Raw genomic sequence first — 14,068 nt, 5'->3', positions numbered from 1 at the left:
TCCCGGGTGTCCGGACGGGACACCCGGGAAGGTGAATCAGACTCCGAGGACGGTCGCGATCTCCGCGCGCAGGGCGGTCAACCCGGCGGAGGCGCGGCTCCGGGCCGCGGCCAGATCACCGTCGACAACGGATTCCACCACCTCAAGGTACGCCTTGAGCTTCGGCTCGGTACCCGAAGGACGAATCACCACGCGGGTGTTCGCGGTGCGGAACGTGAGCACGTCGTTCTCCGGGAGCAGGTCGGTGACCTCGCCGACCGGGGCGCCGAGCAGCGTGGACGGCGGGTTCCGCCGGGCCCGGCCCATCGCCGCGCCGATCTCGGCCAGATCGTCCACCCGCACCGAAAGCTGGTCGGTGGCGTGCACGCCGAACTCGACCGCGAGCTCGTCCAGCCGGTCGGTGAGGGTGCGCCCCTCGGCCTTCAGCCCGGCGGCCAGCTCGGCGACGGTCAGCGCGGCCGTGACGCCGTCCTTGTCGCGCACCATGGCCGGGGCGACGCAGTAGCCGAGCGCCTCCTCGTAACCGAACGCCAGCTCCTCGGCGGCCCGGACGATCCACTTGAAGCCGGTCAGGGTCTCCGCGTACGGCACACCCCGGGCGGCGCACAGGCGGCCCAGCAGCGTGGACGAGACGATCGTGGTGGCGTACGTGCCGGGCGTGCCCCGCCGGATCAGGTGGTCGGCGAGCAACACCCCGAGCTCGTCCCCACGCAGCGCCCGCCAAGCCCCGTCCGCCGCCGGAACGGCCACCGCGCAACGGTCCGCGTCCGGGTCGTTGGCGATCGCCAGGTCCGCCCCGGTGGTGCCGGCGAGCGCGAGCAGGTGATCCATCGCGCCCGGCTCCTCCGGGTTGGGGAACGCGACCGTGGGAAACTCCGGGTCCGGCTCGGCCTGGTCGGTGACCACGGCCGGGGCGGCGAACCCGGCGGCGGTGAACGCCGTGACCAGGGTGTCACCACCCACACCGTGCAGCGGGGTGTAGGCGACGGTCAGGTCACGCGGGCCGCCCTCGGTGAGCACGGCGGCGGCGCGTTCGACGTACCCGGCGACGATGCCGTGGCCGAGGACCTCACCGGCGTCACCCAGCGGGATCGAGGCGGCACTCGCGACCGCGCGGATGGCCGCCTCGATACCGGCGTCGGCCGGCGGCACGATCTGCGCGCCGTCCCCGGCCGGGCCGCCGAGCTGGGCGCCCAGGTAGACCTTGTAGCCGTTGTCCTGCGGCGGGTTGTGACTGGCGGTGACCATCACGCCGGCCACCGCGTCCAGAGCGCGTACCGCGTACGCCAGCACCGGGGTGGGCAGCACCCCGGGCATCAGCAGCGCCTTCCGGCCGGCACCGGTCGCCACCCGGGCGGTCCGCTCGGCGAACTCGCGGGAGCCGTACCGGGCGTCGTACCCGATCACCAGCGGGCCCTGTCCGCCCTGCTCGCCCAGCCAGGCCACCAGGCCGGCCGCCGCGCGGGTGACCACCGCGAGGTTCATGCCGTTCGGGCCGGCCCGGAGCCGGCCGCGGAGCCCGGCGGTGCCGAAGGTGAGAGGCCCGGCGAACCGGTCGCGCAGCTCCGCGGCGGTGGCCGGCAGCCCATCGATCAGTTCACGCAGCTCGGCCCGGTTCGTCGGATCAGGATCGTCCGCGAGCCAGGCCTCGGCCGCCGTCCTCAAGTCAATATCAACTTCTGGTGCCATTACGGATTGATAGCACAGACCGGTCACAGGTCGAGCTGGAAGCTCTCCGCCATCGCCTCGAAGTACTTCTTGCTGTCGTCGAAGTCAGCCGCCGGGGTGGTCAGGAAGAACGAGTACATGGTCCCGTCGACCTGGGTCATCCGCCAGATGCCGTGCCGCGCCTCGTCGCCGGTGCCGCAGGTGTACTCGAGCTCGGCACCGGGGTGTCCGGCGACCTGCACGTTCTCGTTGGTCGCCACCGTCTCGAACGGGTTGGGGCAGTTCTTCGACTTTCTCAGCCCGTTGGGCGCGACTTCGGTGACGAACCGGGACGGGGTCGCCTTGCCCGGCTCGGCCAGCACCCGTACCTTGCGCAGCTTGTTGTCCGGGTCGATGTAGTCGACGTAGGTGCCGCCCGCGGTCCGGGTCCAGCCCGCCGGCACCTTCACCGAGATGGCCTTGTTGCCCTTGTAAGCCTGGGTCTGGGCGGCGTCGCCGGTCGAGGCCGGCGCGGTGCTCGTCTGCGGGCCGGCCACCGGAGTCTGCGTCGCGGGCTTGTCGGCGTCGCCGCCACCGCCCAGCGAGAGGACCAGGATCAGCACCAGCGCCGCGGCCACGCCACCGCCGACCATCAGCTGCTTGTTACGCGGCCAGCCCTGGAACGTCGCCACGGCCCGGCCGGTGGTCTCCTTGACGGTCTGGCTGACGTTCTGCACCGCCATCCGGCGCTTGGCGGCCGGGCTGGTCACCACGGTGCCCTGTCGGGGGGCGCCCGGGTTCCAGGCGCTCTGCGGCGGGATGACACTGGTCGGGCCGCTGGGCTGCGGGAACTGGTGGGCCGACATGGCGCCGGTCGGGAACCCGGCGTCCGCCGGCTCCGGGGCACGACGGCGGCCACCGGGCGAGTTCTGCTGCTCCAGCTTGTTCAGGTGGTCGGTGAGCGACTCGCCCGACGCGAGCATGGCCCGGCCGCCGATCTGGCCGCTGGGCTGCGGCGGGATCTGCTGCGTGGCCGCGGGCGGCGGCGAGACCGGTCGGGTCGCGGAGACGACCGAGTACGGATCGGTCATCAGGTGCGGCGGGTTCTTGCTGGCCAGCGGCCCGGCCAGCTGCTGCCGCAGCATGGTGCGCGCGGTCAGGGTGTCCATCCGCTGGGCCGGGTTCTTCTCCAGCAGGCCCATCAGCACCGGGGTGAGCGAGCCGGCCCGCACCACCGGGGCGGGCGGGTCCTCGACCACCGCGTGCATGGTCTCGATCGGGTCGCCCTTGTCGAACGGCGGCCGGCCCTCGATCGCGGTGTACAGCGTCACGCCGAGGGAGAACAGGTCGCTGGGCGGACCGAAGTCCTGCCCCATGGCCCGCTCGGGGGAGATGAAGTGCGGCGAGCCGAGCACCATGCCGGGCGTGGTCAGCTGCACGTCGGTGGGCATCCGGGCGACGCCGAAGTCGGTCAGCACGCAGCGGCCGTCCTGGCAGATCAGCACGTTGGCCGGCTTGACGTCGCGGTGCAGCACGCCGTGCGCGTGGGCCACCTCGAGGGCGCCGAGCAGGGCGATGCCGATCTTGGCGACCACGCGGGGCGAGACCGGCCCGTCCTCGATCACCATGTCCGCGAGGCTGCGCGCGTCCAGCAGCTCCATCACGATCCAGGGGCGGCCGTTCTCGTGGACGACGTCGTAGACCTGGACGACCGCGGGGTGCTGGAGCGCGGCCGCGGCCCGGGCCTCGCGCATGGTCCGCTCGTACATCGAGTCGCGGTCGCTGGGGGCCAGACCGGGCGGGAGGATGACCTCCTTGATGGCCACGTCACGGCGCAGCAGCGTGTCCGCCGCGCGCCAGACCGTGCCCATGCCGCCGTGACCCACCGCAGCGCGCAGCGTGTAGCGCCCGCCGATGAGCGTTCCGGGGGCCGCACGTCCGCTGAGGGAGGCGTCACCGCTGCTCCACGTCGGAATCTGAGTCACTGAGGGTGCCACCGAGGGGGTCTAGGGGGCTGGGGCCAACGGAGCTATCTTGCCCGCTCGCCTGCCGCAACGAAAGTCACGGCCTTAGTGTTCACCAGGAAACGACCCAGTGTGATGGGCATGTGGCCGACGGTGGTTGCCCCCCGTAACCGAACGAGCCTTTAGGATCCTCTCGTGAACGCAGAGTCGGGTTTTCACATCAAGCCGGTTTACGGCCCGGGCGACGTGCCTCCCAGCGCTGGTGGTGACCAGCCGGGTGAATTTCCTTACACCCGGGGCGTGTACCCGACGATGTACACCCAGAGACCGTGGACCATGCGGCAATATGCCGGCTTCGGCACCGCCGCCGAGTCCAACGCCCGTTACCATCAGTTACTGAAGGCCGGCACCATGGGCCTGTCGGTGGCGTTCGACCTACCGACCCAGATGGGGTTCGACTCGGACGAACCGATCGCGCACGGCGAGGTCGGCAAGGTCGGCGTGGCGATCGACTCGATCGACGACATGCGGCAGCTCTTCGAGGGCATCCCGCTGGACCGGGTCTCCACCTCGATGACCATCAACGCACCGGGCTCGGTGCTGCTGCTGCTCTACCAGTTGGTCGCCGAGGAGCAGGGGGTGCCCGGCTCGGCCCTGCAGGGCACCATCCAGAACGACATCCTGAAGGAATACATCGCCCGCGGGACGTACATCTTCCCGCCGAAGCCGTCGCTGCGGCTGGTGGCCGACACCTTCGCCTACTGCCGGGCCGAGATTCCGAAGTGGAACACCATCTCCATCTCCGGCTACCACATGGCCGAGGCCGGTGCGACACCCGCGCAGGAGATCGCCTTCACCCTGGCCAACGGCATCGAGTACGTGCGGGCCGCGATCGCCGCGGGCCTCGCCGTGGACGACTTCGCGCCCCGGCTCTCGTTCTTCTTCGTGGCCCGGACCACGCTGCTGGAGGAGATCGCCAAGTTCCGCGCCGCGCGCCGGATGTGGGCCCGGATCATGCGGGACGACTTCGGGGCCAAGGACCCGAAGTCGATGATGCTGCGGTTCCACACCCAGACGGCGGGCGTGCAGCTCACCGCGCAGCAGCCGGAGGTCAACCTGATCCGGGTGGCGATCCAGGCGCTCGGCGCGGTCGCCGGCGGGACGCAGTCGTTGCACACCAACTCGTACGACGAGGCGATCGCGCTGCCCACCGAGAAGTCGGCCCGGCTGGCGCTGCGCACCCAGCAGGTGCTCGCCTACGAGAGCGGCCTGACCGGCACGGTCGACCCGTTCGCCGGGTCGTACGCGGTGGAGGCGATGACCGACGCGGTGGAGCGCGAGGCGACCGCCCTGATCGGGCGCGTCTTCGAGTACGGCTCCGCGGTCGACGCCATCGAGCAGGGCTTCCAGAAGGGCGAGATCGAGCAGTCCGCGTACCGGATCGCCAACGAGATCGACAGCGGCGAGCGGGTGGTGGTCGGCGTCAACCGGTTCACCTCGGACGCTGACGAGAAGTACGAGCCGCTGCGCGTCGATCCGGCGATCGAGTCCGCCCAGGCGGCGCGGCTGGCCCGGCTGCGGGCCGAACGGGACGACCCGGCTGTGCAGAGTGCGCTGGCGGATCTGGCGAAGGCCGCCGCCGGAAGCACGAACGTCCTACCGTTGATGAAGCGGGCGTTGCAACTGCGTGCCACGGTGGGAGAGGTCTGCCATACGTTGCGCGGGGTATGGGGCGTCCACCGGCCGGTCGAACGGTTCTGAGCCGCGAAACGTACTCGTGGTGTGTCGCGTCACCTCTGCGATTCGCTACCCGTTGATGGGGTTGGCGAGCCGGGACGATCTCCCGAGCGCTCGCCCGTGACCCCTCCGCGGCGCCGCACCACGGGGCCGGCATGTTTACCCGAGCGTTACACAGCGTGATTGAATTCGGACTAAGCTGTCGCGGGTCTCCAAACCCGACAAAAATCCGAGAGTGATCTGGAAGTCGACGTGACTATTGCTCTGACGGCGCCCGAAGGTGCCGATACGGCGTGGCCCGGGACTATGCCCGGCGCTGACCCTCTCCCCGGCCAGCTCGACCGCTGGCTCGCCGCCCGGGGAGCCGAGCTGGTAGCGATTCGTCGGCACATTCACGCCCACCCGGAGCCGTCACACTCCGAGTTCGAGACCGCCGCGCTGGTCATGCGCGAGCTGACCCTCGCCGGTCTCTCGCCGCGCCTGATGCCCCGGGGCAACGGGGTGATCTGCGACATCGGCGAGGGCGACCAGGTGATCGCCTTCCGCGCCGACCTGGACGCGCTGCCGCTGCACGACCTGAAGGACGTGTCGTACCGCAGCACCGTCGAGAAGCTGACCCACGCCTGCGGGCACGACGTGCACACCACCATCCTGATCGGTCTTGGTCTGGCCCTGGCCCAGCTCAACGAGCGGGGCGAGCTGCCCGGCCGGATCCGGCTGCTGTTCCAGCCGGCCGAGGAGGCGATCCCGTCCGGCGCGCCCGAGGTGATCGCGGCCGGTGGGTTGAAGGACGTCGCCGCGATCTACGCCCTGCACTGCTACCCGCAGCTGCCGGCCGGTCTGGTCGGGGTCCGCTCCGGCCCGTTCACCGCGGCCGCCGACACCGTCAAGGTCAAGCTCTCCGGCCCGGGCGGGCACACCGCGCGCCCGCACCTGACCGCCGACCTGGTGCACGCGCTCGGCCGGGTGATCGTGGACGTGCCGGCCCTGCTGGACCGCCGGGTCGACCCGCGGGCCGGTGTCTCGCTGGTCTGGGGCTCGGTGCACGCCGGGCAGGCGTTCAACGCGATCCCGGGCACCGGCGAGGTGATGGGCACGGTCCGGGTCCTCAACCGGGAAGCCTGGCGCGAGGCCCCCGAGATGGTCACCAGGCTGGTTCGTGACGTGGTCGCCGCGACCGGCGCCGAGGTCGAGGTCGAGTACCGGCGGGGCGTCCCGCCGGTGATCAACGACCGGATGGCCACCGCGATCATCGCGGGTGCGGCCGGTGCCGCGCTCGGCGCCGACCGGGTGGTCGAGGCCGAGCTCAGCATGGGCGGAGAGGACTTCTCGTACTACCTGGAGCACGTGCCGGGCGCCATGATCCGGCTGGGCACCGGGACGCCCGGTTCCGATGTCCGGCACGACCTGCACCAGGGCGACTTCGACGTGGACGAGAACTGCATCGCCCACGGCATCCGGGTGATGGCGCACACGGCCCTCGCGGCGCTCTCCACCGGCGCTTTCTGATCGTTGCCGCCCGGCCGTGTCCTATGACGCGGCCGGGTTTTCGGCGGGCGGGGCCGGCAGCTCAGGGTTGCCGCGGGTACGGCGGTAGCGGCGGGTCAGGTAAAGGACGCCCCAGGCCGGCAGGCCCAGCGCGATGATCCACGGCAGTAGCGCGCCGAGGATGGTGAGCAGCACAGCGAGCGACGCGACCAGGGCGTTCCAGCCGCCCTTCAGGCCGCCGAGGAAGCCGGCCGGGTCGTCGTCGGTCACCACGGCCGGGGCTTCCGGGCCGAGCAGCACCACGGTGACCGTGCTGAGCGCGGTCAGGTCGGCCAGGCGGCGCTTCTTGCCCTGCAGCGACGCCAGGTCGGACTCCCGGGTGGCCACCTCCTTCTCCAGCATGACCAGGTCGTTCAGCGACTTGGCCTGCCCGAGCAGCTTGCGCCCGCTGTCGACCCGGGCCTGCTGCACCGCGATCCGGGCATCCAGGTCGACCACCTGCTCGGTGACGTCCTCGGTGTTGATCGCCCGGTTCTTCTCGTCGCCGAGACCGGCGATCTGCTGCAGCGCCGCGTTGAACTTGGCGGCCGGGATCCGCAGCTTCAGCGTGGCGGTGTCGGTGCCGCCGTCGCCGCTCTGCCGCTCGTCGCCGCCGATGAATCCGCCGGTCCCGGCCGCGATCCCGGTGGCCTGGGCGGCCGCCGCGTTGACGTCCTTCACCTGGACCGTGATGCTGCCGGTGTAGATGATCGAGCGCTGGTCCACGCTCAGGTCCGGCGACTGCGCCGTGGTGTCCTTGCCCTGCCCGGCCGTGCCGGCGTCGGCGTCGGCCCGGGCGCCGTCCTGATCCGCCGGGGCCGGGTTGGCCTCGCCCACGGCGGGTGCGGCCGCATTACTGCCGACCGAGGTGTCGCTGGCGCCGTCGGCGCTGCATCCAGTCAAAAGGGCGCCGCTGACCAGCACGGCGCCGAGCCACATATATCCCCGTTTGCGCATGAGAGCTCCGATCGTCGGTACGACTGACCGCTGGGACGTACGGCGGGCCCTGCCCGGTTCCGGCAGACTGCAAGATGACCGGTCACGATTCAGCGACGGAGGAGCACCGTGCGCGTCACGAAGTTCACCCATGCCTGTCTACGGATCGAGGGGGCGGGGGTGCTCGTCATCGATCCGGGTGAGTTCTCCGAGAAATCGGCGTTGGACGGTGCCGATGCCGTGGTGATCACGCATGAGCACTTCGACCACCTGGACGTCGCGGCGGTCACCGCGGCGGTGGCCAACCGGCCCGAACTGCGGATCTTCGCGCACGAGGAGGTGCTGAAGAAGCTCGGCGAGGTTGCGGAGGCGACCACGCCGGTGGCGCCCGGCGACGAGTTCGAGGCCGCCGGGTTCACCCTCCGGGCGTACGGCGGTCAGCACGCCGTGATCCACCCGTACATCCCGCGGATCGTCAACCTCGGCTACCTGATCGCCGACGGGAGCACCAACGTGTACCACCCCGGCGACTCGTTCTTCGTCCCCGAGGGCGCCATCGTCGACACCCTCTGCGTCCCGCTCAACGCGCCGTGGATGAAGGTGGCCGAGGCCATCGAGTTCACCCGGGCGGTCAAACCGGGCCGGGCCTTCGCGATCCACGACGGGTTGCTGAACGAGCGCGGCGCGGCCGTCTCCGACAGCCACCTGGAGAACTTCTCCGAGACCCGCTACCGGCACCTGGCGCCCGGCACCACGCTCGACTGACGTGCCGGAGCTCATCGACGACGTGGTCCGACGGCTCTACGAGGAGCCGCCGGACGGCTTCGTGGCGACCCGGGCGGCCGCCGTCGGGGCCGCCCGGGCGGCCGGTGACCGGGAGGCGGCCAAGCGGCTCGCCGCGTGCAAGAAGCCGACCGTGGCCGCCTGGGTCGTCAACCTGCTCGCCCGCAAGCGACCGGATCTGATCGAGGAGCTGGTCGAGCTCTCCGGGGCTCTCCGGGCCGCCCAGCGCGACCTGCACGGCGACCAGTTGCGGGAACTCTCCCAGCAGCGCCGGGCGTTCGTGTCTGCCCTGGTCGCGGCGGCCCGGAAGCTGGCCGTGGCGGCCGGCGCGGGCGCGGGGAAGCTGCCGCTGGGCGAGGTGGAGGCGACCCTGGCCGCGGCGCTCGCCGATCCGGAGATCGCCGGTCAGGTACGGACCGGTCGCCTGATCCGCGCGACCGCGTACGCCGGCTTCGGCGAAGTTCCCCGCCCCCGGCTGCGCCTGATCACCGGTGCCGACGAAGCGGAGCCCGCGACGCCCGCCGAAGCGCCGGACGAGCCGCCCGCCGACCGGCAGGACCTGACCCGGGAACGGGCGGCCCTGGAGCGCCGCCGTTGGGAGGCGGAGCGCAGGCGCCGCGAACTGGAGCGCGAGCTGACCTCGGCGGAGGCCGCGGAACGGCACGCGGATCAGCGGCTGGAACGGGCCCAGACGGCCGAGCGGGACGCGCGGAACCTGGTCGACGACCTCGAGGCGGAGCTGGCCGAGCTGGAACGGCGGCGTACCGAGGCGGTGGCCGACGTGGCCCGCCGCAAGCAGGCCCGCCGAACCGCCGAACGGGAGTCGGCCGCCGCCCGCCGCCGGGTGGGTGACGTCCAGGCCGCCCTCGACGGCCTCGGCTGACGGGTTTCCGGAATCGGGCACGCGCATAGAGCGTTTTCTAAAGGCGGTCAGGGAGAGCAGAATCGGGCGGTGACCCCCGAACAGGCAGCGGCCAGTGCCAAGGTGAGCGTCGCCACCACCGTCGGAGCCTTCGCCGAATCCCCGCAGACCCTGCGACGTGCCCGCCTGCTCGGCCTCTCCGGCTGGGCGTACCACGTCTCGGCCCGAGCCGGCGCGCTCGGCGACGTCCGCCCGGAGACGGTGGCGGCCGCGCTCGCCTTCATCGCGCCGGAGGCGGTCACCGAGGGCTGGGAGGCGACGGCGAAGAGCTCCCAGCCGTCCGAGGTGGCCACCTGGCACCTGCGCGAGCTCTGCACCTGGGGCGAGGAACAGATCGGTGGCTTCCCCCGGCTGGGCCGGCTGCTGGAGCTGGCCGACCGGGTGGTGGACGCGGTCGACCCGGCCGGACTGCCGCTCTTCGCCGCCTGGCGGGCCATGCCGGTGCCCAGCCAGGAGCCCGGTGCGCGCGCCGCGGTGCTGCTGCACCTGCTGCACGAGCACCGGCAGGGGGTGTACGTGATCGCGGTCCGGGCCGGTGGGCTGACCCCGCTGGAGGCGATCATCGCGGGGCCGGAGGGGGAGACCGGCGCGGTGGCGCTCGGCTGGCAGTCGCCGTACCCGTCGGCCGGCCCGCTGGTCCGCCGCCTGATGTGGGCCGAGGCGGTGGCGAACTCGATGGCCGGGCAGGCGTACACGACCCTGGACCGTCCGGAGCGTGTCGAACTCGGCGGCTTGCTGGAGTCCCTGAGCCACCGTTTCGCCCGCTGAGACCCCTGCTGACGCTCCGGGAGCATCAGTCGAACCGGTGAATTCGATTGGCGCCGGCCGGCGGGCATGGTCGGATGCCCAGCATGAGTGCGCTTCCGCCCGGCTGGACCACTCGCCGGCCCACCCTCGACGACGTGCCGCGGATCCTCGAGCTGGTGCACGCCAGTGACATCGCCGCGGTCGGCGAGCCGGACTTCAGCGCCGACGAGGTGCGTGCCGAGCTGACCGGACCGAACACCGACATGTCCCGGGACTCCTGGCTCGCCTTCGACACCGAGGGCGGGCTCGCCGGGTGGGCCTACCCGCGGAATCCGTCCGGCCGGGCCCGTGACTTCGCGGAGGTCTACGTCTGGCCCGGGCGCGGCCTGCCGGCGCAACGCCCGCTGCTCGATCTGATCATGGCGCGGATGGCCGAGCGGGCCGCCGAACTGGGCCACGACCCGTACACCGTGCGGGCCGGAGCGATCCCGAACGAGACCGGGTACATCGAGGCGCTCACCGCCGCCGGGTTCGTGTTCCTCAAACAGCACGCCCGGATGAGGCTGTCGCTGGACGGCGTGCCCGCGCCCGCCCCGGAGCCGCCGCCGGGCGTGACGATCCGGCCGGTGCGTTCCGGCGACGAGGCCGAGATGCGCCGCTTCCACGCGATCATCGAGGAGGCGTTCCTCGACTCGGACCATCCGTTGACGGACTATGCCGGCTGGCGGCGGCAGTTCGAGGCCGACACCGTGGTCTCGTTCGACGAGTGGCTCGTCGCCGAGGCCGACGGTGAGCCGGCCGGCGTGTTGCAGTCCGCCGACCCGGGCGACGAGGGCGATGAGGCCTGGGTCAGGTATCTGGCGGTGCTCGGTTCGTACCGGAGGCGGGGTATCGGTGCGGCCCTGCTGCGCCATGCCTTCGCCGTCTACGCCGCGAAGGGCCGCCCGCAGGTCGGCCTTGGAGTCGACATGGCCAACCCGACCGAGGCCGCACGCCTCTACCGGAAGGTCGGGATGATCCCGCTCTACCGGGCGAACGTCTACCAGACCACGATCTCCGCGGCCCGGGTCAGACCTCTGGCGACGCCGTCCGGGTCGGGCGGCGGCGCAGGTCACTGACGTAGTCGTCGGGCGCACCGGCCTTCTCGGCGGCGGTCGCGATCTCCGAGAGGTACCACGCGGTCGGCATGCCGCCCTCGTAGCCCGCGAAGACGTAGACCCAGGCGGACACCTCACCGTCGAGCGTTGAAACACGCACGGTGAGTTTCTGGTACGTCCCGGCGGGCACCCCCTCGACTTCGTCGAGCTGTGCCGCATCCCACGGATGCACGTCGTAGAGCGAGACGAAGACGCGGTCGCCGGGCGACTCGACGATCGTCGTCACCGCCCCCTCCCAGCCTATTTCCCCTTCTCCGGCAAAGGTCAGGCGCCAGCCTTCGATCCACCCCACGCCGACCATCGGCGAGTGCGGACAGTAGGCCAGCATGCGGGCTGGGTCCAGGTTCGAGCCATACGCGGCGTAATGACGCACGGCGACGACGATAGCCGGATCCGGGGGTGGTGAGAATATGAGAAGTGCGTGTCGGCACTTCTAATGGGTTTTCCGCCGGAAAACCCAGCCGTTCCTTGGAGGTCGGGTAATCGTGAGTCGGATCGTGATCATCGGTGGGGGACCGGGCGGCTATGAGGCGGCACTGGTCGCCGCGCAGCTCGATGCCGATGTGACGCTGGTCGAGGCGGACGGGCCCGGTGGCGCCTGCGTGCTGACCGACTGTGTGCCGTCCAAGGCGTTCATCGCGAGCTCTGAGGTGATGACCGGATACCGCCGCAACGAACGGTTCGGGATCCGCTCCAGCGGCCTCGAGGCGGTCAGCGTGGACGCGGTCGCGGTCAACGAGCGGGTGAAGAGCCTGGCCCTGGCGCAGTCCGGCGACATCCAGACGAAGCTGGTCAAGGCCGGGGTGGACGTGGTCCGCGGCCGGGCCCGGCTCGGCGAGGACCGGCTCGGCCACACCCACCAGGTGCTGATCACCCCGGAGGGCGGCCCGCAGTACGCGGTCGAGGCCGACACGGTCCTGCTGGCCACCGGAGCCACCCCGCGGGTGCTCTCCACCGCCCGCCCGGACGGCGAGCGCATTCTCGACTGGCGCCAGGTGTACGACCTGACCGAGCTCCCCGAGCACCTGGTCGTGATCGGCTCCGGCGTGACCGGCGCCGAGTTCGCCAGCGCGTACCTGGCGATGGGCACCAAGGTGACGCTCGTCTCCAGCCGCGAACGGGTGATGCCGCACGAGGACGCCGACGCCGCGATGGCGATCGAGCGGGTGTTCCGCGACCGCGGGATGACGATCCTCAGCCAGGCTCGCGGCGACTCGGTGGTGAACACCGGCGACGGCGTGCGGGTGTCGCTCGCCGACGGCCGGGTGATCGAGGCCTCGCACGCGCTGATCGCGGTCGGCGCCATCCCGAACACCGCCGACCTGGGCCTGGCGGAGTACGGCGTCGCCGTCGGTAACGGCGGCTACGTCACCGTCGACCGGGTGTCCCGCACGAACGTGCCGGGCATCTACGCGGCCGGCGACTGCACCGGTGTGCTGCCGCTGGCCAGCGTCGCCGCGATGCAGGGCCGGATCGCGATCTGGCACGCGATGGGCGAGGCGGTGTCCCCGCTGCGGCTGCGTACCGTCTCGGCGAACGTGTTCACCGATCCGGAGCTGGCCACGGTCGGCGTCTCGCAGAACGAGGTGGACGGTGGCCGCTTCCCGGCCCGTCAGGTGATGCTGCCGCTGACCGGCAACGCCCGCGCCAAGATGGCGGGCCTGCAGGACGGGTTCGTGAAGCTGTTCTGCCGCCCGGCGACCGGTCAGATCGTCGGCGGTGTGGTGGTGGCGCCGAAGGCGAGCGAGCTGATCCTGCCGATCACCATGGCCATCGAGAACAACCTGACCGTGGACCAGCTGGCCCACACCATCACGATCTATCCGTCGCTGTCGGGGTCGATCGCGGAGGCGGCCCGTCAGTTGATGCAGCACGAGATCCAGTAGCCGGCCGGCCGTCACCGGTCACTTCGGCGGTGGGCTTCCCGCCGCCGAAGTCGGCCGCCGGCACGTTCGCCGCCGACTCGTTCGCCGCCGACTCGTTCGCCGCCGGCTCGTTCTTGCCGCCGAAGAGGGCCAGAACCCAGCCGGCGGTGCCGAAGACGAGGGCGGCGGCCGCCGCGATCGCGAACAGTCGCCAGGCGGACTGGGTGACCGCGGTGCCGCCGAGGTGCCCGACCAGCCCGCCGTAACAGGCCCAGCAGAGCGCGGCCGCGCCGTCGTACGCGACGAAGAGCCGGATCGGGTAGCCGGTGCGGCCGGCGTGGTAGCCGGAGGCCATCCGGCCGCCGGGGACGAAGCGGCAGAGCAGCATCACGAGCGGGCCGGGCCGGCGCAGGCCGCGGGTGAAGCGTTCGGCCGCTTGCCTAGTCCGCGAATTCCCACCTTCTTCGCTCCGTGGGGCGAACCGGGCGCGGAGTGTGCCGAGATGATGTCCGGTCGAGCGGCCCAGCACGAAGGCGATGGTGTCGCCGGTGAACATGCCCAGCGCGCCGATCGCGATCACCAGGGCCAGGTGCAGATGGCCGTAGACGGTCAGCGCCCCCGAGGTGATCATGATGGCCTGGATCGGTACGACCGGGATCAGGGCATCCACCGCGAGAAAACCGAACAACGCGAGATAAACCCAGGCCGGCGAGGCCAACATGGTCAGCAGTTCGGTCATCGCAGGGGCCACCTCGCGGTTTCAGGGCTCACGGCATTCTCCGT

At 71.5% G+C, this 14,068-nt stretch carries 12 protein-coding genes; 7 read left to right on the top strand and 5 right to left on the bottom strand.

Annotation, left to right across the window (positions count from 1 at the left end; genetic code table 11):
* Window positions 1-36 precede the first annotated feature (36 nt).
* Together CHC09_RS04560 and CHC09_RS04555 are read right to left on the bottom strand one after the other, a co-directional pair.
* On the bottom strand, window positions 37-1,689 hold the full coding sequence (locus CHC09_RS04560) for a phospho-sugar mutase (RefSeq protein WP_089291632.1): 1,653 nt from the start codon (window positions 1,687-1,689) through the stop codon (window positions 37-39).
* A 23-nt stretch (window positions 1,690-1,712) separates the two neighbouring features.
* Window positions 1,713-3,632, bottom strand: a complete 1,920-nt coding sequence (locus CHC09_RS04555; RefSeq protein WP_089291631.1) for a serine/threonine-protein kinase — start codon at window positions 3,630-3,632, stop codon at window positions 1,713-1,715.
* Between the two features lie 174 nt (window positions 3,633-3,806).
* Here CHC09_RS04555 and CHC09_RS04550 point away from each other — a divergent pair, with 174 nt between their 5' ends.
* Both CHC09_RS04550 and CHC09_RS04545 read left to right on the top strand, forming a co-directional pair.
* Window positions 3,807-5,372, top strand: coding sequence for an acyl-CoA mutase large subunit family protein (locus CHC09_RS04550; protein ID WP_089291630.1), 1,566 nt, complete (start codon window positions 3,807-3,809; stop codon window positions 5,370-5,372).
* Between the two features lie 228 nt (window positions 5,373-5,600).
* Window positions 5,601-6,857: an amidohydrolase gene (locus tag CHC09_RS04545; protein WP_089291629.1), complete on the top strand. Its 1,257-nt coding sequence runs from the start codon at window positions 5,601-5,603 to the stop codon at window positions 6,855-6,857.
* A gap of 21 nt (window positions 6,858-6,878) precedes the next feature.
* On the opposite strand, the gene CHC09_RS04540 is transcribed toward CHC09_RS04545, so the two are convergent.
* Window positions 6,879-7,832 (bottom strand): DUF4349 domain-containing protein, encoded by a 954-nt coding sequence (locus tag CHC09_RS04540; RefSeq protein ID WP_089291628.1) that lies wholly within the window; start codon window positions 7,830-7,832, stop codon window positions 6,879-6,881.
* A 108-nt stretch (window positions 7,833-7,940) separates the two neighbouring features.
* Between CHC09_RS04540 and CHC09_RS04535 the strand changes: the two genes are divergently transcribed.
* The 4 genes from CHC09_RS04535 (at window position 7,941) to CHC09_RS04520 (ending at window position 11,381) form a co-directional block, all read left to right on the top strand.
* Window positions 7,941-8,576 (top strand): MBL fold metallo-hydrolase, encoded by a 636-nt coding sequence (locus CHC09_RS04535; RefSeq protein ID WP_089291627.1) that lies wholly within the window; start codon window positions 7,941-7,943, stop codon window positions 8,574-8,576.
* 1 nt (window position 8,577) lies between these two features.
* Complete coding sequence (locus tag CHC09_RS04530) at window positions 8,578-9,477, top strand: hypothetical protein (protein ID WP_089291626.1); 900 nt, start codon at window positions 8,578-8,580, stop codon at window positions 9,475-9,477.
* A 69-nt stretch (window positions 9,478-9,546) separates the two neighbouring features.
* A complete protein-coding gene (locus CHC09_RS04525) occupies window positions 9,547-10,284 on the top strand; it encodes an SCO6745 family protein (protein WP_089291625.1) in 738 nt (245 codons plus the stop codon).
* Window positions 10,285-10,367: 83 nt separating this feature from the next.
* The gene (locus CHC09_RS04520) at window positions 10,368-11,381 is read left to right on the top strand and encodes a GNAT family N-acetyltransferase (RefSeq protein ID WP_089291624.1); all 1,014 of its coding nucleotides are present in this window, start codon (window positions 10,368-10,370) and stop codon (window positions 11,379-11,381) included.
* On the opposite strand, the gene CHC09_RS04515 is transcribed toward CHC09_RS04520, so the two are convergent.
* Window positions 11,332-11,793: a gamma-glutamylcyclotransferase gene (locus tag CHC09_RS04515; RefSeq protein ID WP_089291623.1), complete on the bottom strand. Its 462-nt coding sequence runs from the start codon at window positions 11,791-11,793 to the stop codon at window positions 11,332-11,334. The two genes, CHC09_RS04520 and CHC09_RS04515, sit on opposite strands and share 50 nt — an antisense overlap.
* Before the next feature lie 112 nt (window positions 11,794-11,905).
* Here CHC09_RS04515 and CHC09_RS04510 point away from each other — a divergent pair, with 112 nt between their 5' ends.
* Window positions 11,906-13,306, top strand: coding sequence for an NAD(P)H-quinone dehydrogenase (locus CHC09_RS04510; protein WP_089291622.1), 1,401 nt, complete (start codon window positions 11,906-11,908; stop codon window positions 13,304-13,306).
* Here the strand turns inward: CHC09_RS04510 and CHC09_RS04505 are convergent.
* A complete protein-coding gene (locus tag CHC09_RS04505; RefSeq protein WP_089291621.1) occupies window positions 13,233-14,024 on the bottom strand; it encodes a DedA family protein in 792 nt (263 codons plus the stop codon). The genes CHC09_RS04510 and CHC09_RS04505 overlap by 74 nt on opposite strands.
* Window positions 14,025-14,068 lie beyond the last annotated feature (44 nt).

The organism is Actinoplanes regularis (assembly GCF_900188005.1).
GTDB classification, from domain to species: domain Bacteria; phylum Actinomycetota; class Actinomycetes; order Mycobacteriales; family Micromonosporaceae; genus Actinoplanes; species Actinoplanes regularis.
The sequence above is the reverse complement of the archived record's forward strand: the minus strand, read 5'-3'. Positions and strand labels throughout refer to the sequence as shown.